This window comes from Tumebacillus amylolyticus (assembly GCF_016722965.1).
In the GTDB taxonomy this organism is placed as follows: domain Bacteria; phylum Bacillota; class Bacilli; order Tumebacillales; family Tumebacillaceae; genus Tumebacillus; species Tumebacillus amylolyticus.
Window position 1 is genome coordinate 176,520 of the sequence record NZ_JAEQNB010000002.1, and the last position, 22,834, is coordinate 199,353.

22 protein-coding genes and 1 riboswitch are annotated in these 22,834 nt (G+C 54.4%); of the genes, 5 read left to right on the plus strand and 17 right to left on the minus strand.

Going from position 1 to position 22,834, the window contains the following annotated elements; genetic code table 11:
* The first annotated feature begins 13 nt into the window (after window positions 1–13).
* From JJB07_RS07775 to JJB07_RS07790, 4 genes are all read left to right on the plus strand, one after another.
* On the plus strand, window positions 14–550 hold the full coding sequence (locus JJB07_RS07775; protein ID WP_201633235.1) for a phage tail protein: 537 nt from the start codon (window positions 14–16) through the stop codon (window positions 548–550).
* Between the two features lie 122 nt (window positions 551–672).
* Complete coding sequence (locus JJB07_RS07780; protein ID WP_201633237.1) at window positions 673–1,677, plus strand: G1 family glutamic endopeptidase; 1,005 nt, start codon at window positions 673–675, stop codon at window positions 1,675–1,677.
* Entirely contained in the window at window positions 1,677–2,183 is a 507-nt protein-coding gene (locus JJB07_RS07785; protein ID WP_201633239.1) for a hypothetical protein, read from the plus strand. The genes JJB07_RS07780 and JJB07_RS07785 overlap by 1 nt, the downstream gene beginning before the upstream one ends.
* Before the next feature lie 60 nt (window positions 2,184–2,243).
* Window positions 2,244–2,741: a hypothetical protein gene (locus tag JJB07_RS07790; RefSeq protein ID WP_201633242.1), complete on the plus strand. Its 498-nt coding sequence runs from the start codon at window positions 2,244–2,246 to the stop codon at window positions 2,739–2,741.
* A 45-nt stretch (window positions 2,742–2,786) separates the two neighbouring features.
* Here the strand turns inward: JJB07_RS07790 and JJB07_RS07795 are convergent, their stop codons facing one another.
* The 16 genes from JJB07_RS07795 to JJB07_RS07870 form a co-directional block, all read right to left on the minus strand.
* Window positions 2,787–3,815, minus strand: a complete 1,029-nt coding sequence (locus JJB07_RS07795) for an ion channel (RefSeq protein WP_201633244.1) — start codon at window positions 3,813–3,815, stop codon at window positions 2,787–2,789.
* Between the two features lie 179 nt (window positions 3,816–3,994).
* Entirely contained in the window at window positions 3,995–5,527 is a 1,533-nt protein-coding gene (locus tag JJB07_RS07800) for an MDR family MFS transporter (RefSeq protein ID WP_201633247.1), read from the minus strand.
* Window positions 5,528–5,668: 141 nt separating this feature from the next.
* Window positions 5,669–6,955 (minus strand): APC family permease, encoded by a 1,287-nt coding sequence (locus JJB07_RS07805; protein ID WP_201633249.1) that lies wholly within the window; start codon window positions 6,953–6,955, stop codon window positions 5,669–5,671.
* Window positions 6,952–7,275 (minus strand): cupin domain-containing protein, encoded by a 324-nt coding sequence (locus tag JJB07_RS07810; RefSeq protein WP_201633252.1) that lies wholly within the window; start codon window positions 7,273–7,275, stop codon window positions 6,952–6,954. Before JJB07_RS07810 ends, JJB07_RS07805 begins: the two co-directional genes overlap by 4 nt.
* A gap of 15 nt (window positions 7,276–7,290) precedes the next feature.
* A complete protein-coding gene (locus JJB07_RS07815) occupies window positions 7,291–8,070 on the minus strand; it encodes a YqcI/YcgG family protein (RefSeq protein ID WP_201633255.1) in 780 nt (259 codons plus the stop codon).
* Window positions 8,071–8,236: 166 nt separating this feature from the next.
* Window positions 8,237–8,791, minus strand: coding sequence for a cupin domain-containing protein (locus tag JJB07_RS07820; protein ID WP_201633258.1), 555 nt, complete (start codon window positions 8,789–8,791; stop codon window positions 8,237–8,239).
* A gap of 33 nt (window positions 8,792–8,824) precedes the next feature.
* Complete coding sequence (locus tag JJB07_RS07825; RefSeq protein ID WP_201633261.1) at window positions 8,825–9,484, minus strand: methylthioribulose 1-phosphate dehydratase; 660 nt, start codon at window positions 9,482–9,484, stop codon at window positions 8,825–8,827.
* Window positions 9,481–10,152: a 2-hydroxy-3-keto-5-methylthiopentenyl-1-phosphate phosphatase gene (locus JJB07_RS07830; RefSeq protein ID WP_201633265.1), complete on the minus strand. Its 672-nt coding sequence runs from the start codon at window positions 10,150–10,152 to the stop codon at window positions 9,481–9,483. The genes JJB07_RS07825 and JJB07_RS07830 overlap by 4 nt, the downstream gene beginning before the upstream one ends.
* 26 nt (window positions 10,153–10,178) lie before the next feature.
* A complete protein-coding gene (locus JJB07_RS07835; protein WP_201633268.1) occupies window positions 10,179–11,423 on the minus strand; it encodes a 2,3-diketo-5-methylthiopentyl-1-phosphate enolase in 1,245 nt (414 codons plus the stop codon).
* A gap of 99 nt (window positions 11,424–11,522) precedes the next feature.
* A riboswitch (SAM riboswitch) is annotated at window positions 11,523–11,644 on the minus strand.
* Window positions 11,645–11,733: 89 nt separating this feature from the next.
* Complete coding sequence (locus JJB07_RS07840) at window positions 11,734–12,900, minus strand: pyridoxal phosphate-dependent aminotransferase (protein ID WP_201633270.1); 1,167 nt, start codon at window positions 12,898–12,900, stop codon at window positions 11,734–11,736.
* 125 nt (window positions 12,901–13,025) lie between these two features.
* Window positions 13,026–13,652: a C39 family peptidase gene (locus JJB07_RS07845; RefSeq protein ID WP_201633273.1), complete on the minus strand. Its 627-nt coding sequence runs from the start codon at window positions 13,650–13,652 to the stop codon at window positions 13,026–13,028.
* 140 nt (window positions 13,653–13,792) lie between these two features.
* Window positions 13,793–14,323: a PCYCGC motif-containing (lipo)protein gene (locus JJB07_RS07850; RefSeq protein WP_201633276.1), complete on the minus strand. Its 531-nt coding sequence runs from the start codon at window positions 14,321–14,323 to the stop codon at window positions 13,793–13,795.
* Window positions 14,324–14,365: 42 nt separating this feature from the next.
* Complete coding sequence (locus tag JJB07_RS07855; RefSeq protein WP_201633279.1) at window positions 14,366–17,008, minus strand: heavy metal translocating P-type ATPase; 2,643 nt, start codon at window positions 17,006–17,008, stop codon at window positions 14,366–14,368.
* Between the two features lie 27 nt (window positions 17,009–17,035).
* Window positions 17,036–17,401, minus strand: coding sequence for an ArsR/SmtB family transcription factor (locus JJB07_RS07860; protein ID WP_201633282.1), 366 nt, complete (start codon window positions 17,399–17,401; stop codon window positions 17,036–17,038).
* Between the two features lie 100 nt (window positions 17,402–17,501).
* Window positions 17,502–18,074, minus strand: a complete 573-nt coding sequence (locus tag JJB07_RS07865; RefSeq protein ID WP_201633284.1) for a TlpA family protein disulfide reductase — start codon at window positions 18,072–18,074, stop codon at window positions 17,502–17,504.
* Window positions 18,075–18,092: 18 nt separating this feature from the next.
* Window positions 18,093–18,818 (minus strand): cytochrome c biogenesis CcdA family protein, encoded by a 726-nt coding sequence (locus JJB07_RS07870; protein WP_347338326.1) that lies wholly within the window; start codon window positions 18,816–18,818, stop codon window positions 18,093–18,095.
* A 122-nt stretch (window positions 18,819–18,940) separates the two neighbouring features.
* On the opposite strand from JJB07_RS07870, the gene JJB07_RS07875 reads away from it, so the two are divergent.
* Window positions 18,941–20,200, plus strand: a complete 1,260-nt coding sequence (locus JJB07_RS07875) for an MDR family MFS transporter (RefSeq protein WP_201633290.1) — start codon at window positions 18,941–18,943, stop codon at window positions 20,198–20,200.
* 266 nt (window positions 20,201–20,466) lie between these two features.
* Here JJB07_RS07875 and JJB07_RS07880 read toward each other — a convergent pair whose 3' ends face one another.
* Entirely contained in the window at window positions 20,467–22,770 is a 2,304-nt protein-coding gene (locus JJB07_RS07880) for a GGDEF domain-containing protein (protein ID WP_201633292.1), read from the minus strand.
* Window positions 22,771–22,834 lie beyond the last annotated feature (64 nt).

Genomic DNA, 22,834 nt, shown 5'->3' on the forward strand with positions numbered 1-22,834 from the left:
AGGTTCAGACGACATGTCAGATCAATTTCTTGGAGAAATTCGAGTCTTTGCAGGCAACTTCGCTCCCAAGGGGTGGGCGTTCTGCAACGGTCAATTGCTTCCGATTTCGCAGAATACAGCGTTGTTCTCGATCCTCGGCACCCAATACGGCGGCGATGGCAAAGTGACGTTCGCACTGCCGAATCTGCAAGGCACCGCCCCGATGTGCCAAGGAGCGGGCGCCGGCCTGACTCCGCGTTCCATGGGTGAACTCGTTGGATCGGAGAATGTGACGCTCCTGACCACAGAAATTCCGTCACACACCCACCAAGCCAAAGCGATCGCAGGGGCCGGCAACGCGACCGACCCGTCGAACCACTACTGGGCCGAAACTCCTTTTGAAGGACGTCACCCGGTCCAAACTCCACTCTACGCCCCGACCCCCGACCAAACGCTGAGCCCTGCCGCCCTCTCCGCAAGCGGCGGCAGTCAACCGCACAACAACATGCAACCCTACCTCGCCCTCAACTTCATCATCGCGATGGAAGGCATCTTCCCGCCGCGGGGTTAGGGTAGGAAAAAAGAGTCTGGTTCTCTACCAGACTCTTTTTTCACGTCTTGACGCGGTCATCAAATGGGAATATGATGAATTTTGTTACATTTTTACATATCATAATTCAGAAGGTGATTAATATGAATAAAACCCTTGTAGTCACTGTAACACTCTTGACCTCCATCAGCGCATTAACCACCACTTCTTACGCCTCCACGATGGGGGCGGCAAAAGCTTCCCAAGCAAATGATCCCGTTCTGGTAGAAGCAGCGAAGAAAATCAACTCTGACATGACCGTCAATCTGCCGCCCAAGGGCTTCGATCCTCTTACGGCAACCGAGCAAGAACTACGACAGTACGGATTCCCTCCAAAGCCGAAGGACTCAACCGAACTCAAAGTTTGGGAAGACCACATGAAACAAGCCAAAGAGTTTGTCTTCCCTAATCTGAGTGTAGAACCGCTCAAGAAAACTGCAGCCTATTATGACTCCAATATTTGGTCCGGTTATATCGCAAGCGCAGGATACGATGGTTGGTATTCTAAAGTGGCAGGAGGTTGGACTGTCCCGACTGTCACCAGTTCGACTCAAGATTCGGATGCAGCCTGCTGGGTGGGACTCGGCGGTCAGCAAAGCCGACTTTTGATCCAAGCAGGTACGATTTCAGAAGCCACGACGCACTGGTTAAGCTCGACCACCAGTACGAACTACGCGTTCTGGGAGATGCTTCCGAGCTACCCCAGTGTACAAAAAATCACAGGGCTACCAGTCTCGCCTGGTCAACTGATCTATACGCACATCAACTATGTCTCCAACGGTGCAGAGTTCTATGTGCAAAATCAATCAACTGGGCAATATACCTCCTTTGTCATGGGCAATGCCGCACAGAACTATGACGGCAATACGGCCGAATGGATCATGGAGAGAACAACCTCGAATAAAACGGCCACCGCTCTAGCTAACTTCAGCTATAACAACTACAACAGTTCTTTTGCAGGTACAAACAGTGTTTCAAAATCGGCCGGCGCATGGAGTGCAGCTGCCTTCCGCATGTTCAACACGGGCACAAACAAACAACTCGCACACCCAGGTGCGCTTGATTCTGCAGGTACAAACTTTACCGTGTTCTGGGACAACTATCTCTAATGCCTAGTCGCAAGAAGTTCGTTGCTTGGTCACTCACTTTCTTGCTCGTCTTCACGGCTATAGCCGGAGTCTTCACCTACCAACATCATGCAAAAAGCGTTCAGAAAACCCAACTTGAACAACAACGAGAAACGGAAGTAATTAAAGCCTTCCTATCCGCTTTGGCGCATGTTTCATATCAGGACACAGACTCTCTCGATCTGCTGTCGAAGTTCACACTGCCCGAAGACCTACCTCTTGTAAAAGAGGAACTGTCGCCACTCCTAACTCAAGTCAAGCAACATCAATGGGTTGGTCAAGACGATATGTCCATTGTCTCGTTTGGAACGAGAGCGAACGGGCACTCGGAGTATCATTGTAATGTAGCCTTGACGATGCGTAGCGACCAAACGGGGGTTATCTCAACGTATGCTAACCTACTACTGATCAACGTCAAAAAGGGTCCAAACGGCGAATATGTACTTGCTGGTATCACGCAAGACAACGTGGCTACCCAGACGAACTGAATCCTCGCACAGGTCATATAAAAAAAGGCTCGGTCTCCCGCAGGAGGCCAAGGTTCTCTTTTGAAGAAAAAAGTCCTCACCTGGGCTCTTGGCTTGACGATGTCCGCAACCCTCGTACTCGGATATCTCGTATTTCACCAACATGAAGTGAAGATACAACAAGAGGTCCTCCTGCAACAAAACGGGGCAGCGTTCGTCCAAAACTGTTTCGAGAAACTAGGCTCCCTATCGTACCAAGACTCGGAACCCTTTGCTCCACTTCAAAGGTATGGTTCCAATGAAAATGGGTCTCCTGCACGTATCTACTTAGATCACTTTCTAGAAATCATCCGAAAAAATCAGTGGATCGGCACCGGAAGTCATACCACAGTGACGTATGAGTACGAATCAGATGGCAACTTGTCCTACCATTGTGAGACGTTATTTTTCTTCCGTGACCCTACCGGAAAGCAGGTCTTGCATACTGAACTCCTTGGTGCCAGTATCAAACAGGATCGACCGGACCATTTCGTACTGGTCTCCGTCATAAATGATCCTGTTGGAGCAAGACTTCCTTAATCCAAAAACCCCTTCCAAACCAATTGGAAGGGGTTTTTACCTACATCACTTCACCAACCGCCGATACGTCTCCTGATCACAGATCACAAACAACGAAACACCGTCCGGAATCACTTCATCCAGCCTCCGATTGATACTCTGCTGCGTACTGTCTGAAATCAGTGTCGCTCCTTCTTGCAGCAACTCCGTACACGCATCTCGGTAGGTGTTCCAGTGCGGTTTCTTCCGAAGTTCGTGGAGTTCGTCTCCTTGCCCGCGTTTCAAGAGTTGGGATAGCAAGTTTGAAGTCCCCGGGAAAAACGCAGAGCGAACTGCCAACTGCGCAATCGTATCATGACCCAGAATGAACTCATCGACTTTCACATGCTGGAAGTTCGGCAGGTTCTCCTCATCCTTGATCTCGACGATTGTATGTACATGGTTGTACTTCCGTTCGATAGCCGTGGCGATCAGCAGCGTCTTGCCGTCGATGAAGGAAGCGTCCCGAATCACGACCTGGTTCTCGGTGACGTCGTTTGCGAAAATAAACACCGCTCGTGCCGCCCCCAAGTTGGCGAATTCGAGGACTTCTGATTTGACGGGGTTGCCTTGGATATAATGCACGCGAGGATGTTGGATCGGTGTTTTCTCCAAGGTATCAATAAGCACGATTTCTGCCTTGGGATCCGTTTTGAGGATTTCGTGAATGGCGAGTTCCGAATGTTTGCTCCAATCCACGATGACGAAGTGATTTTGTCCGGCGAACTTCAATTTCCCTTCCTCCTTCTTGCGCTGGTAGACGAACAGTGCATCGACCACTTTGCTGATGGTGACCGAGATCAGACCAATCCCGAAGACGTACAAAAAAATACCCAAACACTTGCCCGCCACCGTATTCGGATAAAAATCACCATACCCCACCGTCGTCAAGGTGGTCATCACCCACCAAAACCCGTTAAAAGGCCGCTCGAACGTCTCCGGCTCCAACCAATACGCCATCCACGAAGAGACCACGATCAAAAAAGCCGCCATGCCAAAAATGAGCCCGTTGCTCATTCGCATGATCCGTACAAACAATTTCGTGAAAAAAATCATCGCTGCCTCCTTGCCGGACGGCTCTCCATATTCAAACGTTGTGACAATTCGTAGTGTTTATACGCAAATACAAGTATTTTCCTTCTATATTATTATACTCCCCTATTTTGAAAAAGGGGTACATGAAAAAACCCTTCCGACACCACTCCGGAAGGGTTTCTTCGTGTTTCATTTATTCGTTAGAGGGCTTTTTTGGCAACCTTGACCTTCTCCGGGACGATCATGCGATCGTTGCCCATCATCAGTACGAAGACGAACGCCAGCACCGCCGGGATCAGCGCCCAAACGAACGTGTGCGCGATCGAAGAAGAGAGGGCGTCGGTGATCTTGGACAAGATCGGGGCCGGGATTTGCGCACGGCCATCCGGAGAGAGCAGAGCTCGCGGGTCCATGTTGGCAAACGAACTGGGCTCTCCACTGCCGCCCGTTCCTGCGAACGCATCTTGCAGATCTTTGGTGAACACGTTGCGTTGCAAGATGCCGTAGATCGTCACCCCAATCGTCATGCCAAACGAACGCACGAACGAAGAAGTGGACGAGGCGGTGCCGCGCTCCCAGTCTTCCATGCCTTGAATCGAAGCCATGCCGACCACGGAGAAGGAGAAGCCAATCCCCACTCCGATGACGATCATATACAGGGTCACCATCAACTTCGATGTGTCAGCGGTGAGCGTTCCGAGCAGATACGTCCCGACCAGCAAGATGACGGCCGATACGATCATAATGTTGCGATACTTGACTTTCTGCGCGGACATCCCGCCGATTTGCGCGGCAAATACAGAACCGAGCATCAACGGCAGCAAGATCAGACCGGAGTTGGTCGCCGTCCCGCCTTGCACACCTTGGATGAAGATCGGGATGTACACCGTCGCCACGATCATCGAAATTCCATAGAAAAAGCCCACTGCCGTACTCGCGGCAAACAACCGGCGTCGGAACAAAGCGAACGGCAAGATCGGTTCCTCCGCCCGACGTTCTGCGATCAGAAACGCCACCAACAGCACCGCAAATCCGGCAAACAAACTCCAGATCGGAGCCGAGTTCCACTCGTACTTGTTGCCGCCAAGTTCCAGCGCGAACATCAAGCAGACGACCGATCCGACGAGCGTAATCGCGCCGGCCCAGTCGATTTTTTGCCGAGCGTGTTCAATCGATTCCTTATAGAACACCCCGATCAGAATCACGGCGATCAACCCGAGCGGCAGGTTGATGTAGAAACACCAATGCCAACCGAACGACTCCGTGATCCACGCGCCAAGCAACGGGCCGAAGATGCTGGACATGCCGAACACCGCGCCGAACAGACCGCCGATTTTGCCCCGGCTCTCCATCGGAATCACGTCAAAAATGATCGTGAACGCAATCGGCATCAACGCACCGCCGCCAATCCCTTGAATCGCGCGGTAGATGCTGAGCTGCACCAAGGAAGTCGCCGTCCCGCACAAGATGGACCCCAGAAGGAACACAATAAGTCCAAACATGAAAAATCGCTTGCGTCCGTACATATCGGACAGCTTCCCAAAAATCGGCATGCCCGCCATCTCGGCGACCATGTAGGCGGATGTGACCCAGACGATTTTGTCGAGCCCCCCGAGATCGGAGACGATCGTGCCCATCGCCGTTGCGACGATCGTGTTGTCCATCGCCGCCATCAAGATGCCAAGCATCAGTCCAACCATGATCAGACCGAATCGATTTCCTTTTTGTGTCATGCGGCAGATCCCCCTCCATTCGCTTTCGTCTCTCCTACTGTACCAATCCCTGGCTGCGTCTGACTTCCGCCCTTAGACGGAGGTTTTGTAAAAAAACACCCCTCGACGCGAGCGTCGAAGGGTGTTCGTTGTCTTCCTCGATCAGGCATTCTGGTGCGTTTGCACGCCTTGCCCTTTTCGCAAACCGGACACTGTGAACCCGATGGCCAACAAGCCGAGCGGGTACAGAATCCACCATGTGAACGTCCCCATGACGAGGATGACGATCAACAGCGTGAGGACGCCGAAAATCTTGAAGGAAGTCCGCTTGACCAACTTCAGATACGCGAGCACGCTCAGGCCGTACAGCAGGAAAAAGTTCTGACCCGCCACTTGCAACAGCGACTGCAGAGAAATGATCTTCGCCGCAGACAGAGCCACCACGCCGGAGAACACGAGGAACACTGTGATCAGTGCAACACGCGGACTTTGCGACTTGGAATCAACAGTGCTCAGCGCGCGAGGCAGCAAGCCTTCACGTGCCGAAGCAAACACCAACCGCGACGCGGCCCACATCGCCCCGACCAAGTTCGCCGCGATGATCACCACGCCAAGCACCCCGACGAGTTGCGAGCTTGCCTTGCCCAAGAAGGAGAACAGCAGGGCGGAGACCGGTGCCGTTGCGACACGCGCATCTGTCGGAGAGAGCGTCAATTGCACAGCGAGCGCAATCCCCAGATAGAGCACGATGACGCTCAAGAAACTGACGGTGACTGCAATCGGGAAGTCACGCTTGGGATTGCGGTACTCTTCCGCTGTGAACGACAGCATCTCCCACCCCGTGTAGGCAAAAAACACCATGCCCATCACCGAGAGTCCCTTCGTCCATTCCGAAATCGGCGCAACTCCGCTGCCTGCGTTCGTATCGCCAAAAATCAACGCAGCACCCGCGACGACAGCGAGCAAAACCACGAGGGTCACAGCCAAAATCTGCTGGATGCGCCCCGATACTTTGGCACCGAAGTAATTGACCAGCGCCGCCATGATCAACAGGCCGAAGGTCGCGGCGATTCCCGTGCCTTCCCCGCCGTTCACCGCCGCCGCAAAGTAATTGCCCCCCGTCGTGGCAATCGCCGGAATCCCGAGCGAGAACGTGCCGAGCAACAACACTTCGGTCGCCGCACCGGCCCGTCTGGAAAAACCGGCTTGCACGAAGCCCGCAATCCCCCCCGCACTCGGGAAGTTTGCCCCCAAGTAGGCGAAGATGACGAGGAGCGGGATGACGATCAGCGCGTCGACGATCCACGAATAGAGCGCCGCTCCGTTCGCTTGCTGATAGGCCAAGCCAGGGAGAACCAGCAGACCGCTTCCCACCACGATGGTGATGGCAAGACCGATAGCTTGTCCAACTGTCAGAGTTTTTGCCAGTTCTGTGGAGTTCTTGCTCATGCAGACTTCATCTCCATCAATTTAATGATGTAGAGACAGCCTTCATCTCCCGCGATGGAGGAATGCAAGGTACCTGCCGGAAGCAACAGACGATCTCCCGAATCACAAGTCCAAGACTGTTCCCCGATGGTGAACGTGATCGTGCCGTCGATAATCAACAGCGTTTCATCGACCGGATGCGTATGCGTGGGATGTTCGCGGTTCGGCGTATCCCGTTGAACTTCTACAGAACCGGTGATCGGCAACAATTCCATGACGGCTTCTTCCATGGTGACGCGAGAGCCGCGCACGATTTCCGGTGTGGCAAAGCGAGTGGTCATGATCTTACACTCCTTTTATTTTTTGTCGCCAAAGAGGGCGTGGAAAGGACATTTGGAAGGCGAGGTGTTCTCGTCGGTGATGAAGTATTGCTTCCATTCGCGGTTGGCTTCGCTGCCATACACGCCCATCGCCGGGTGAACTTCCACTTCGTCGTACTTGGCGAGACGTTGACGCACCAGCGCGCGGCCCTTCTCGCCTTTTTCCCCGTGCAGTTCTTCGAACACCCAGCGGGGTTGGAACGTCATGAGGAACGTCTTGGCGCTGCGGCTCTTGCGCTTTTCGTGCGCCGGCGTGTTGCAGACGACGAAAATCGGCTCCCCGTTGAAGCAGAATTCCCAGAGCGGGTCTTCCGTATCTTGCGGAATGTCGGCGGGCCAAGCTTGCGGATCATGAGCGTTCAAGAAGCGAAGCACGCTCCAGAACAGACTCTGATACTCCTCCATCGCAAGCTCTTCCTCAGACGGTTTGAAAAATGCAACAAACGAGGTGTTCCGGCCTAATTCACGGAACATCCGGGTGTACTCGACGAGTGCGTCGCGCAAGTTCAGCAGGTCATGTTCGTTGTAAGCGTCTTCAAAGAAAGAGTAGCAAAGCAGGTCCTTTTTGAACCCCTCTACTCCAAACACACAAGGGAACGGAGATTCTTCGGAGAGCAGATCGTGTTTCAAAGCATCGTACACGTCTCTCCCCCACTCGGGGATGTTCGCACCTTGCTGTTCGATGTCATTCCTTCTGAAAAGATTCTTGTTGTGAGTATCATGATGTTGGAGTTTGTCAGTAGATACTCGTTCCATTCCTGGCACCTCGTTTTTTTCTTTTATTATACGAAGTGAATTCTATATAGTCAAATAATAATTATATATTTTATGTAGGCTGGTAATAAATGCATTTTACAAATACGAAAAAAAGACCCCTTCGCTCGGCGGGAAGGGGTCTTTTTTGGATAAGAATATGCTATTTTTACAGCACTTTCGCTTTGTCGGTCGGGATCAGGCTCTCGTCATACACCGCGACCCAGCCGTCTTTGCTTTCGAAGATGCGGATCGCTTTGACTTTGCGCAGGTCGGTCAGCGTGAACCAGTGGCGGGTGTACGCCGGGACGGAGATCAGGTCGCCCGGGTAGAGGATGACGTCGTAGTAGGTGTCGTCGTTCGGGCCTTTGATCGTGAAAATGCCTTCGCCGTCGACGATGAAGCGAACTTCGTCCTCCGTGTGGTGGTGCTCGTCAACAAACTTCACGAGCAGGTCTTCAAGACCCGGCGTTTGCTTGGAGAGCACGACGATGTCTTGCGATTGGTAGCCGCGCTTTTCAGACAGGGCTTTAATCTCGGCGCCAAACACGTCGATGATCGCTTGTTGCAGTTCCGGAGTGACTTCGTAGGAGTCTTTCAGTTCGCCTTGCAGACGGGTGATGTCCCAGTTTTCGTAGATGATGCCTTGGGATTCCAGGTACTTCGCAACGTTCTCGGTGCCTTCGATCAACTCTTGCGATTCAACAAAACGGATCACTGCCATAGTTGAATACCCTCCTCTAATCTCTCGTCTCTCTTAGAGAGCCAGCCCGGCCAACGCATCGCGCTGCACGGACAGCTTCAAGAACATGTAATGGAACATCCACTCAAACGCCTGCACATGGCGTTTCGCGGCAAACACGTCCGCGCCCCATGCGTAAATCCCGTGGTTGCGAATCAACACAGCCGGGACTCGCGGGTCGAGCACTTCCCCGATCTCCGCCGCCAACTTCGGGATGTCGGCAAAGTTCTCCACGATCGGGATCTCAATCGCCGCGTTCTCTTCCCAAATGTTCAGCGCTTTGATCAGTTCCAACCCTTGAATGCGCAGCTTGCCTTGCTCGAACAGCAGATCCGAAATCAAGTTGTTGTACAGCGTGTGGACGTGCAGACAAGCTCCTGCTTCCGGCACGCGCTTGTAGACTTCGGCGTGAATCAACGTCTCCGCCGACGGCTTCAAGTTCGTCGGTTCGATGGCTTTGGAATCACCATCCACCGCCAAAATGTCGTGAATGGTGAGGTTTTCCTTGTCCTTGCCGCTTGCCGTTACGCCAAACACCAACGGCTCCCCGCTCAATTTGATCGACAAGTTGCCGGCCGTTGCCGGGAACCAGCCTTTGTTCGCAAAGTTTTTCGCCACGTCCACGAGCTCTTGGGCTACGCGGATGCGGTCTTCTTGGTTAAATGCGTAGGTCACTGGAAAACCTCCCCCTTCACGAGTTGTTGAATTACTTCCATCACGTCATAGAACGTCGAAAACGGTGCATGCGCAAGCCCGAGCGCTTCGCAGTCCTGCAGCAATTTTGAACGCGCGATGACAAAATCGGCAAGCTTCGCCGCCTGCAAGTCGGTAATGGAGTCGCCGATGACGATCTTGAACACATCTTCATCCGGAAACTGTCGCAACACCGACGGCTTGCACATGCCGCAGCCGTTCTCGCACTGCTCATCACACGCATGCGGCCACGTCACTTCAATCGTTTCGCCTGAGAAGTCACTGCCGTTGCAGTAGATCGGGTTCTCGATGGCAAACGGCTCCAACAACGGTTTGACAAAAAAGTCGATGCCGCCGCTCGTCACCCAGAAGTCGATCCCTTGCGCCTTGCAAAACTCCAAAAACTCCGGGAACCCCGCGCGAATCACCGCCACTTCCTGTGCATAGGCAGCGACGTCATCGCGGAGGGTGGAGGAAATTCCGTGGAACAGACGGCCCACGCCGGTCTGAATCGGAATCTCTTGGTGTAAAATCTGATCCTTGGTCGTCTCCCAACCCGGCGCACCGAACCGCTCCATGATCGTAATGATCATGTCGCGCTCGGTGATCGTGCCGTCAAAGTCACAGAAGATGGCGATGCGTTTGCTCATGAGTCCTCCTTCTTTCTACTTACCGATTATTTTTCCGTTCCTGTTTCGGACGGGTTGCCCCACAGATCGAGGGCCGTCCGAATCTCTTGAGAAGTTTCCGCCGCTTCGGAGAGTGTCTTGCCGTTCACAACGGCTGCAATTGCTGCGTTAAACGCACGACCGCCTGCCGCCGAACCGCCCGGATGACCGTGAACCCCGCCGCCTGCATTGATGATTTGGTCGTTGCCCAAATCACGATACAGATACGGAACCAGCCCCGGATGGATGCCCGCACTCGGAACCGGAATCGCACGCTTGAGAACGTGGTTCGGTTCGGTGAGAGCTTGTGCAATTTTCAACGTCTCGCCTCGCTCCAGCGCCACGGAGCCATAAGCGGACGGGTACAGACCGATGTCCGCCCCTGCGATGCGCATCAGTTGACCGAGCACGACATGTGCCGAGATACCGTACTGATGCGACGGATACAACGCGCCCGCGAGTGCCGGGTGCGCCATGATCGGAACGTTGACACGCGGGTCCTCTGCCAGTCGTTGCAACACGTCGTAGCCGTACGTCAGGACATTGAGCAACAACGCCGAAGCTCCTGCGTCCACGGCACGGCGTGCTTTTTCAAAAATCTCTGTGACCGGACCCGTCAAGTTCGCCGCATAGAGGGTGAATTTGCCCGTCTCTGCCTGCGCGCGTTCGGCAGCCGCGCGACACGCCGCGATCCGTTTTTCAAACGGTGCGTAGGTCTCGTCGAAGAAGATCTCGTCATCCTTGACCAAGTCCACACCGCCAAGTGCTTGTTGGTAAAAATGCTCCGCCAACGTCTCCGTGTCGTAGCCGATGACCGACTTGAAAATGCTCATGAGCAGCGGTCGGTCGTAGGCGTTCAGTTGTTCGCGCAGACCGTCGATGCCAAACTTCGGACCGGGGAACCGGCTTGCGAACGTCGGCGGGAGCTCGATGTCCACGAGGCGAATCATGCCGTCCATCGAGAGTTTGCCAAACACGGAGGTCAGCAGAGCCGGGATGTCCGGCGTGAAGTTGATGGTCGGGTACGCGATCGTAAGCATTGCTTGCTCCAAACCGTGCGGGTCGGTGCCGATCTGCTTCACATCGGCGACGTGTCCGAGGTGTTTTTGCATCGCGTCTTTGCGTGCGGCCGGCAAATCGGTCCAAGAGCCGACGGTGAGCCCGACTGCGATCCCGTTGGCTTTTTTCAGCCAGTCGGTGCCGGGTTTGCCGTGCGCCAGATAGGTTACGTGAACAAATTCTGCAGTTGTCATCCAAAAGGTCTCCTCTCGAATCCAAACCAAGAATCCATAAAAAAGCCCCTTTCTCATGAAACAAGAAAGAGGCGTTGCTTATATCATAAGCGTTCGTGCCTCTTATCTTTCAGGAACCATGAAACTTGGTGTATTCCTGTAGGAGGTAGCACCGTGTATGAAAAAACATACCGGTTGCCGGGCGTCATCGGGCCAGTCCCTCAGCCTGCTCTGGATAAGAAGTTCGTGCGTATTGTGTATGCAATTGTCTTGCAACTAGATGATATATTACAGGGTGTACCCCCTGCTGTCAATTCTTTTTTTGTATATGTTACAGGGACATTTTTACCATGCGGTCGACCGCTTCTTGCAAGCGTTGCTCGGAAGTCAAGAGACCCACTCGCACGTAGCCTTCGCCGCTGTCGCCAAATCCGTTCCCCGGTGCAACCATGACATGCGCTTTCTGAAGCAACAGGTCGGAGAATTCCAAGGACGTGAAGCCCTTGGGCACCGGTACCCAGGTGAAGAACGAACCCTTGGGCATCAGCACGTCCCACCCGGCCTCGCGCAAGCCGCCGACGAATACGTCACGACGACGCTGGTAGGTGGCCGCCAACTCGTGTACGCAGTCTTGCGGAGCGGTCAGCGCCGCGACCGCCGCACGCTGGATGAAAGCCGGAAGCGAAACGTAGTAATGGTCTTGGATCAAGTTGATCGCCGAGATGACGTCTTTGTTCCCCAGAGCAAAGCCTACGCGCCAGCCTGCCATGTTGTAGGTTTTGGAGAGCGTGTAAAATTCCACGCCGACTTCCTTCGCCCCCTCTGCTTGGAGGAACGAGACCGGTTTCTCCCCGTCAAAGCCGATGGCACCGTAAGCGAAGTCGGATGCGACGACGATGTTGTGCTTGCGGGCGAATTCGATCGTATCTTCATAGAAGGAAAGCGGAGCCGTTGCCGAAGTCGGGTTGTTCGGGTAGTTCAGGAACATGATCTTCGCTTTGTCGAGCTTGTCCTTGGGAATCTGCGAGTAGTCCGGGAGGAAGGCATTCTCACGGAGCAGCGGCATCATCACCATCTCTGCTTGAGCCAACGCCACACCCGACCAGTAGTCCGGGTAGCCCGGGTCCGGGACGAGCACGGCGTCGCCCGGGTTGCAGAGGCAGACCGGGAGTTCGACGAGGCCGGTCTTGCCGCCGAACAGGATCGCGACTTCCGTTGCCGGATCGAGGTCGACGTTGAATTCAGACTTGTACCATTGGGCGATGGCGATCTTGAGTTCGATCATGCCGGAGAACGGCGGGTATTTGTGCGTAATCGGGTCGAGCACTTCGGTGCGAAGCGATTCGACGATGTGCGGCGGCGTCGGCAGGTCCGGATTGCCTTGGCCGAGGTTGATTACGTCATTCCCTGCTGCGATGGAAGCGTTGACTTTCGCCACCATCGTGGAAAAAAATTGCGTCGGAAGAGACTGCAAACGATCCGCTTGCTTTATGTTCATGGGTAGGAGAAACCCCTTTCTCACAAAAATCATTCTTACTAACTATACAGCGAAGCCGTAAGAAAGAAAAGCAAAAAAGACAGCACAAACCCGAAGGAATGTGCTGTCTTTTTCTCATCTTCAAATTACTTGGAGTATACAACACCGCGGTACGGGGTGTAGGACAGACCGGTGTAGTAGCTCAGGGTGCGGGTTACGCCGCCTGCCGGGTCTTTGATCGTGAAGTCGGACGCAGATGCGCCGGTGGTTGCGTAGCCGGAGATGACGACGAAGTGCGTGCCGCCGGCCGGTTTGTTCATGCCGACGATGTACGGGTGGCCTGCGTCCAGAGCGGATTTCGCTGCGCTGTAGACGGTGCTCCATGCGGTCGGGGAGGACGTGGTCACGTGGTTGACGATCCCGGCGCCTGCCTTCGTGATGGCATCGCCGTAGACGAACGGGCAAGCGGAAGCGCCCATCTTGGAGTTCATTTGACCCGGGTCAATGGAAACGCCGTAATATTTGAAGACCATGGTAGCAGAAGTCAACGTGCAACCTGCTGCAGAGATGGTTTCCGCGCAAGATTGCATCGTTTGGCTGCTCCAAGTTTGGCCGGATTGGCTGTAGAGCGGCACTGCGAGAGATACGGATGCGGTGGTAACGGTGTTGACTTCGGAACCTGCCGAGATCGTTGCGATTCCGGTGTCTGCCATTGCCACTTGCGTGGTCAGGGTCATCGCTGCGGCGACGATTGCGATCAGTTTCTTTTTCATTGTAAAACCTCCCTATGTTCTGTAAATTTATTATATTATGGATAGATATCGTATTTCAATAGTGTTTTTGATATAGTTTGATAATTTTTTGAACAAAAAAAGGACCCCTTCCGCGTGGGAAGGGGTCCTTTTTTCCTATGTTAGGCTTGTGGCATGGGGGTCGGCGTGGGTTGTGCGTAGCCTTCTTTGTATTTGTTGTCGATGTACTGGCGAATGTCGAGTACGGTCTTGCCGGACTGCTTCATCTGCGCCGACTCGAGCGTGATGTTCATACAGGTGTCGCAACGGGTGCCGTGATCGTCCCAGACGACGGTGCCGTCGGGCTTGACTTCATGGATGAAGCAGGACAAGTTGCTCATGTGTCCGGCGCTTTGACCACAGCCGCAGTAGCACGGCATTTGCTTTACGAGGTCTTTGTTCGCGGCGGCCGTTTTGTAGGCGGTCACGATCTTGGGATCGGCGTTGGTTAGAAAAGTCGGTAGGTCGGTTAGAGACTTGGTCTCCTCTTGGATATCACCGTTTGCGACTTGGTGTTGGTGTTGGGTCAGTTGTGCGACAGGCTGATCGGCCACGCCGCTTCCGTTGCTATTCGCGGAATTCGTTGCGGTACAACCGGCAAGCAGCATCATCGAGGCAGACAGCGCGCCGACGGCCAGGTGCGTAAATTTCATCGCAATAGGTCCTCCTCTAAGGTGAATACGTTTCATTGTACGTTAGTTGTCCTGCTTTTTAAACCTGTAGCGCATCAAACGCATGCCGTTGGCGATGACGATCAGCGCAGCTCCGGTGTCGGCGAAGACGGCCATCCAGAGATTGGAGAGACCGACGAGCGTCAGGGCGAGGAAAACGAGTTTGACGCCGAGCGAGAACCAGATGTTTTGTTTGATCACGCCGAGAGCGCGGCGGCTGAGGGCGAAGGCGTTGGGCAATTGGTGCAGATCGTCAGACATCAGCACGATGTCGGCGGTCTCAAGGGCGACGTCGGTGCCGGCGCCTCCCATTGCAATGCCGATGTCAGCTGCGGCAAGGGCCGGGGCGTCGTTGATCCCGTCGCCGACCATCGCGACGGAGCCGAAGCGTTTTTTCAGAGCTTGGATGCGACCGAGTTTGTCCTCGGGGAGCAGTTCGGCTTGCACATCGTCCAGCGAGAGGCGTGAGGCCATGCTGTTTGCAACACGCTGGTTGTCGCCGGTCAGCATCACCGTGTGTGAGACGCCGGCGGAGCGAAGTTGTTGCAGAGTGGATTCGCTCTCGTCACGGAGCACGTCTGCGATGGCGATCAAACCGTGAACCCCGTGTTCATCCGCGAGAAGGACGACCGTACGACCGAGGTCTTGGTGGGTAGATACGGCTCCTGCGGATCCTTGCTTTGCATAATAGGAAACTTTGGGTTCACTTGAAGCATTGGTTTCTCTTGAGGCATTGGTTTCTCTTGAGGCATTGGTTTCTCTTGAGGCATTGGTTTCTCTTGAAGCATTGGTTTCTCTTGAAGCATTGGTTTCTCTTGAGGCATTGGTTTCTCTTGAAGCATTGGCTTCACTTGAAGCATTGGTTTCTATTGAAGCAATGGCTTCACTTGAAGCATGGGCTTCATTCGATGCTTGGGTTTCTGCGATCCATGAGGGGCTTCCTATATAGTAGAGATTTCCGTCGACGATGCCTTGGGCTCCCTTGCCTGCGAGGGCTTGGAAGTTTTGGACGGTGGGCAACGGGTTTGGGTCGAGTTCTTGGAAATGGGCGACGATGGCTCGGGCCAGCGGGTGTTCCGAACGCGATTCGAGCGCCGCCGCCACAGGCAGTATGCGGTCGGGAGCCAAGCTGCCAAACGACTCGATCTGCACGACACGCGGCTTGCCTTGGGTGAGTGTGCCCGTTTTGTCAAACGCGATGGCTTTGACTCGACCTGTCTGTTCGAGAATGGCACCGCCCTTGATCAGCACGCCGTTTCGTGCCGCATTGCCGATGGCCGCCACGATGGAGACGGGGGTTGAGATGACCAGTGCGCACGGGCAGGCGATGACGAGCAAAACCAGCGCCCGATACAGCCACTCATGAAAATTGCCAAGTCCAACCAGCGGCGGTACGATCGCAATCAAGACCGCCAACAAAACGACGATCGGCGTGTAATACGTAGCAAAGCGGTCGACGAATTGTTGAGACGGCGCTTTTTGTGATTGCGCTTCTTCGACCATGTGAATCATGCGTTGAATCGTGGAGTCCTCCACCCGTTTGGTGACACGGAATTCAAAAGCGCCCTGTTCATTGAGCGAACCCGCATAGAGAGTGTCGCCCGGCTGTTTGAAAACGGGAATCGACTCCCCGGTGACAGCCGCTTGGTTGACGTGCGACGAGCCGTCGGTGAGGATGCCATCCATCGGGATTCGTTCTCCCGGACGAACGATCAAGATATCGCCGACACGCAGTTCCGTAAGTGGCAGAATCATTTCTTGGTTGTTGCGACGGACAAGCGCTTGCTTGGGTGTCAAGTTCATGAGGTCGCGAATCGAGCGGCGGGTGCGCTCCATCGTGCGAGCTTGCAACCAGTTGCCGACTGCGAACAAAAATACAACCGTGGCCCCCTCCGACCATTGTCCAATTGCAGCAGCCCCGATGGCGGCAACGGTCATGAGGAAGTTCATGTCGAGCGTAAACGATTTGAGTGCGAACAGTCCGGCACGAGCGGCGTAGAATCCGCCTGTTAGGATGGCGAGCACATACAGAAACAGAGCAACGGACGGGCTGACGTTGCTGTAGTCGAGAGCCATCCCACCTGCGAGAAGGACCCCGGAAATTCCGGTGAGAATCGCACGTAGATTGCGCGTCGGGGAACCTTGGGTGAGGGCGGCGCTTTTTTCCCCTTCGAGGGTGGTGTCGAGCAGGGTTGGTTGGTAGCCGACTTGGGTAACGGCTTTGGCGATGGTGTGGAGTTCCGTTGTGGTGGAGGTGTGGATGATGGTCATCTTGGTGGTGCTGAAATTGACGTCGACGTTGCGGACACCGTCGATTTTGCTGACAACGCGTTGCACCGTGCGGGCACATTCCCCGCAGTCCATGCCATCGACCTGAAAAATCGTGCGAGCCTCGCCCGCTTGCAAGTCCGACCCCGGGGCCGATGCAGTCTCCGAAAGCATCGTAAGTTCCTCAAAGCCCTGCGCAGGCTCACAGCAAGAACCAGAAGAACAGCATGAATCCCCAGAGAGAACCAAAAGCTCGTCGTCAGAAGCATGAGAATGCTCATGGTCGTGCGAATGGCCGTGGTCATGCGAATGCCCATGCTCATGTGAATGCCCATGCTCATGTGAATGTCCATGCTCGTGCGAATGTCCGTGGTCGTGTGAATTTCTTTGGTCGCTCAACTGCTTCCCCTCCTTTCTGACGGTTTGTTATCTATGAGAAACGTGGTGGAGTCCGGTTTCGAACAGGCTGAGGATATGATCGTCGTCTAAACTGTAATAATTCATGCGCCCTGCCTTGCGACGCTTGATGATTCGCATGTTGCGCAAGAGCCGCAATTGGTGGGAGACTGCCGATTGGGTCATTTCCAATGCCGCCGCAATGTCACATACGCACATCTCGCTGACACTGAGCGCCCGAAGGATGCGCACGCGCGTCGGATCGCCCAACGCGGCAAAAATCGCCGCCAAGTCGGTGACTTCCTGTTCCTCCAACCCGGCCGCTCGAACCTGAGCCACCGTTTCTTCATGAATCACGTTGCAACAGGTTTCCGTCGTCGTCTCCTTCGTCTGCATGCTCTCACGCCCCCTTCTTGATGTACCTATATGATAACATATGAGCAAGTGTTCATGTATTGGGTTCCCAAAAAAAGCTGACAGGCCTCCTGCGAGGCTGTCAGCTTTTCTGTGCGGCGATGGTGCGTTGAACCATGCCGTCCATCTGAATTTTGGTGAGTGCGCCCTCGCGACGTTCACGAACGACGCCCTTGCGATCAATCACAAACGTAGTGGGAACGGAATTCACTTTGTACGCAAGTTGAGCGGCACCGTCCACGTCCTTGAGCACAGGCACCGAAATCTGCAGTTCCTGCAAGAACTTGTTAGCGTTCTTGAGATCATCCTGCGACGTGAGATTAATCGCAAAGAAGTTCACTTGATCCCGATACTTCTCATACGTCGCCTGCAAATCGGGCGTCTCGCTCCGGCACGGCCCGCACCACGAAGCCCAAAAATTCACAACCACGGGCTTCCCCTGCAAATCGGCCAGTTTGACGACTTTGTCACTATCCAGCGCCCCCAAAGCAAAAGCCGGAGCCCGATAGCCTGATTGCGGCGCGGGATCAGCCATTGCCGGATCGGTGACCCCGTTGCTCTGCTTGGTATCGCCCTTGTACGTAGTCAGCCAAGCGGCCCCCGCCAGCACGATGAGAACGACGCCTCCGATGATGAGATTTTTGGTACGAGCCATCTCATTTCCCTCCCACGATTAGAAACCGATCCACCCGCCAAACAGACGTTGCAGCCATTGGGTGATCAGCGTCATCCCGTTCGTAATCAGCAAGATGCCCATCAGCACCATGCCGATGCCGCCGATTTTCGAGATGATCTCCGAATACTTCAGCAACCACCGCACAGACCCCAGCGTATACGCCAAGATAATGAACGGAACAGCAAAGCCCAGCGAGTAGAACAGCATCAAACTGCCACCCGAAACCGGATTCGTTGCAGCGATCAACAGAACGGAAGCCAAGATCGGACCCACACAAGGAGTCCACCCGGCCGCAAACGAGATACCGACCACGATTGCGCCGAGATAGCCCACCGGTTTGTTGCGAGTCTGAAACTTCTTGGTCTGCATGAGGAAATCAATCTTGACGACCCCCGCCATAAACAAACCCATCACCACAATGAAAATCCCGCCCACACGGCGAATCAACTCTTGATTGTTGAGAAAAAACGTCCCAATCGTACCCGACGTAAACCCGAGCGCCACGAAGATGATCGAGAAGCCGAGAATAAAAAACAACGAATGAGCCAGAGCTTTTCTCCGAACGAGACGCGTATCGCGTTCGGCCCCATACATCTGGTCATAGGAAACGCCGGTGATAAAAGACATATACGACGGAAACAACGGCAACACGCAGGGCGACACAAACGACAAGAGCCCTGCCAAAAAAGCAATGATAAACGTTGGATTCGAAGATGAGAACACGAAAGTCAGTCCTCCTTTTTGACTGTCTTCTATCATACAGGAGAACCCTTCCCCCTACAAATGAACGTCCTGTGACTAGACCGCTTCGCCTCTAGGCAACTTATAGAAGAGGTGATCCAAACATGCCAATGACCCTTCCACGCCTTGGCACCCAAGTCTGGGTGTTACTTGCGGGCGTGTTGTTCACACACTTAGGAACCTACATGCTCCTCCCTTATCTCTCCATCATCTTCTCCACCGAAAAAGGTCTCTCGCTTGCCCGCGTCGGCCTCGTCCTCGGAGCAGGTTCCGTCGCCTACCTCTCCGGGTCCCTCGCAGGCGGATTCATCGCCGACCGACTCGGTAAAAAAACGACGATGATCGCCGGCCTCCTCATGCGAGCCGCTGGGCTTGCTCTCTTCATCTGGATGGGCTCTTGGATTGCCCTCTTCGTGACCAACCTCCTCGCCGGAGTGGGTAGCGGGCTCTATATGCCCGGGGCGAAAGCCGGAATTGCATCCTCTGTCACCGAAGGCAACAAAACCACAGCTTTCTCCTACCGAGGCATCGCCGCCAACATCGGCGTCACGGTGGGTCCCTTGTTAGGAACCTTCCTACACAACCAATCCAGCGCATCACTTTTTGCGGGAGCAGCCTTCGTCTATCTCGGACTCGCGGTAGCGCATGTCTTTCTCCTAACGAAAGACTGCGTGGGTGCAAACTGTCCCGAAGCTCCCAAAACGAAATTCAGCGACATGTTCACCGACCGTCCGTTCCTCGTCTTCAGCTTCGCGACGATCTTCGTCTGGGCACTGTTCACTCAATTCTCACTAGCCTTGCCATTACGAGCCCAACAAATTCAAGCAGCGCATAACATCGGGATGATTTGGACCATCACATCCATCGTGCTCATCGCCACACAAAGCACCGCCACCAAACTCTTCACCAAGTACCTGCACCCGCTGTCTGCGATGGCCCTGGGCATGTTGATCCTCGGAGTGGCGCTGGGAACCGTGGCGTTCAGCCATTCATTCTGGCATTTGCTTGCCAGCGCCATCCTCTTCACCATCGGTGAAATGTTGATCATGCCGACTTCAGACGCCATCGTCTCTGATCTGTCCCGGCCCGAAACCATCTCGGCGTACTTTGGCGTAGCCTCTTTCGTGTTCGGGGCCGGTGAAGCCTTGGGCAATATCGGAGGTGGGCGTTTGATGCAAGTCGCCGTTGATCGAGACTTTCTCGCCATGCCATGGATTCTGTATGCCGTCGTGGGGATTGTCTTGGCGGTAGCCTATTTCTTCATGTCGCATTGGGCTCCGTTGGCGAAACCGTTAGCGCCTGTGTTGGAGGAGAGTGTGGGGACGGGGCGGTTGGTGGGGAAAAAGAAAAAGCAAAGGACGTAGGTGGGGGTCCGAGGTTGCGAGGGGGGCGGCATTTCCTTCTTGCTCCGGTAGATCAGAAAAGCGCTGATCTAAAGTCGCTCGCAGGAAACGCCGCCCCCCTCGTCCCACCCCAGGCTTCCTTAGGAAGCCTAGCCCGTTTTAAAAGATCTAAGATCAGCGTGGAATGGGGGTTTGTGCTGGGGAGGGAGGGGGTCTGTGGACGCTGCGACTTTAGAAGCTTTTTTCTCACCATATAACGACTTTACTAATTCAAAAGAACAAAAGTTCTACCGGAGCAGCTCCACAGACCCCCGACCTCCCCCACCACCAACCCCGCGCACATACACATCCCCGACTTCCACCTTCGCCACCCTCTTCATCTCGGCCGCCAGCTCTGCGACCCCCGTCGGGTCCATCCCACAATCCTCGGCCACATCAACCGCAGCAATGGACAGCGACAATCCAACCATCTGCTCAGGAGGAAGCAACTGCCGCAACCGTAACCTCACAGCCCGCCCGAACAGCTTCACCGTCTCCTCCCCCAGCAAATCACACCGCTCCAAAGAAGTGAACACCACAAAGTCATCCCCCCCAATATGCCCCAAGAAGTCACTCTCCCCCCCATATCGACTCAACTGCCGCCTCAACAACTGCGACAAAAACAAGATCATCTGATCCCCATGCTCAAACCCGCACCTATCATTAAACCGCTTAAAATGATCCAAATCCACATACAACACCGAAAAAGCCTCCCCACGCCTCACCCGCGTGCGAAGCTCCTCTTCGATGCGCAGATTCCCCGGCAACCCCGTCAAAGGATTGGCATACTTCGCAATCTCAATCTTCACCTTGGACATGACATCCAAAAGAGTCTGCACCGAAACCACCCCTCGGTACTCCCCTTCGTCGGTCACGATAATATCATCATACCGCTTCAAATTATTTCGCCCCGTCGCCAGCGAAGACACCTCGTCGATCATCACATGCTGTTCCACCATCAACGGATGCGTATCCATGACCTGCCGAACCGACCGCTTGTAATACAGAGGAACCCCATACTGCGACCCGAGCATTGCATACAAATGGTCCCTCGTAATCAACCCCAATGGCCGTCCCAACTCAGCCACGACCACCGAAGTAAGCTGCCTCCGGTTCTCCAACAACTCATGCACATCCTTCACCGTAGCGGTCGAAGGCATCACATAAGTCGGAGTCGCAATCGTCCCGATCTGCAACATCGACCCGCTGGACAACAGAACGCGCTCCACCCGCTTGCGTTCAATCTGCCCGAGCACCCCTTGAGGAACAGAGGAGGCGATGATCGCATGAGGACGTCCCAGCAAGAACCCTTGTCCAAAATCAATCCCCAGAGCAAGCAACGTCTTGACCTCTTCCTCCTTCTCGATCCCCTCCGCGATAATCTTGCAGCGAATCTTCCCCGCCAACGTCACAAACGCCTCCAACAGCGCCTGCTTCACAGGGTCGTTATGAACATCCCGCACCAACGACATGTCCATTTTGATGAAATCAGGACATAACTCAACAATCGACTGCAACGACGAATACCCCGCCCCCGCATCATCCACCGCAATCAAATACCCCTGCTGCCGATAATGCTCCAACGTCTTGCGAAACGCCGAGTAATCCTGAATCGAATGCCGCTCCGTAATCTCAAACACGATGTTCGAAGGCGACAACCCGTACAAATCCAACAGCCGCTTCGTCTCCCCCTTCGTAAATCGAGGATCATCCAACGTCCGCGGATTGATATTCAAAAAAAGCTTCGCCCCCCGAGGCAACTCCTGCGCCCGCTCAATCGCCCGCTCGCGGCAGACTTTCTCCAGCGCGAACAACTCCCCCGCCTCCTCCGCAAACGAAAACAGCGTATCCGGCCGCTCAAACCGACTCCCCTTGGGTCCGCGCGCCAACGCTTCCCACCCCAGAGGCTCGCCCGAATCAAACGAAATGATCGGTTGAAAATGCGCCTCAATCTGCCGGTTCATCAACAGATCGCGAAACTCGTACAGATTCTCATCGCCACCCACAGCCTTTTTCCTCGCCATGCGAACGGCCGACTTGATCGTCTGGTACAGCTGACGATCCAACGCCTTCCCCGAATTGTCCAGCGCTGCGTATCCAATATGCAAATCAATCGGAGAAGACAACAACACAGGTCGATTGGCATTGACTTCGCGCACGATCTCCAACCGAACATCTGTCGCCACCTCATACAACCTGCGGGTCTCCCCCGGACTCTGACTGAAACAAATCAAGAAATCGTCGCCCCAAAAATTCTCGACGTCGATCAACCTCTCCTCCGAAAACATTCGCAAACTCACTCGGCGGATGCACGATTCGACCAACTGCAACAAGTCCCCCGCCGTGCGCTCACCGACCCTCTTTTCCAACTCGGCGAACTGCACGATGTCGAGATAGAGGAACACGATCTGCTGTCGTTCTTGAAGTATTTTCTTCATGCGTTTGGCAAGCGGATGATGCTTCATCACCTCGCGCACCACACTACCACGCTCGCCCTCTGCGGAGCGTCCGCGCTCCAACCATTTTGCAAACCAACCGCGGCTTCCTTCCATATAGAAACCCTTCCTTCCCTTACCCTCCCTTCATTGTAAGAAGCCAATGTAAACTCCCAATCAA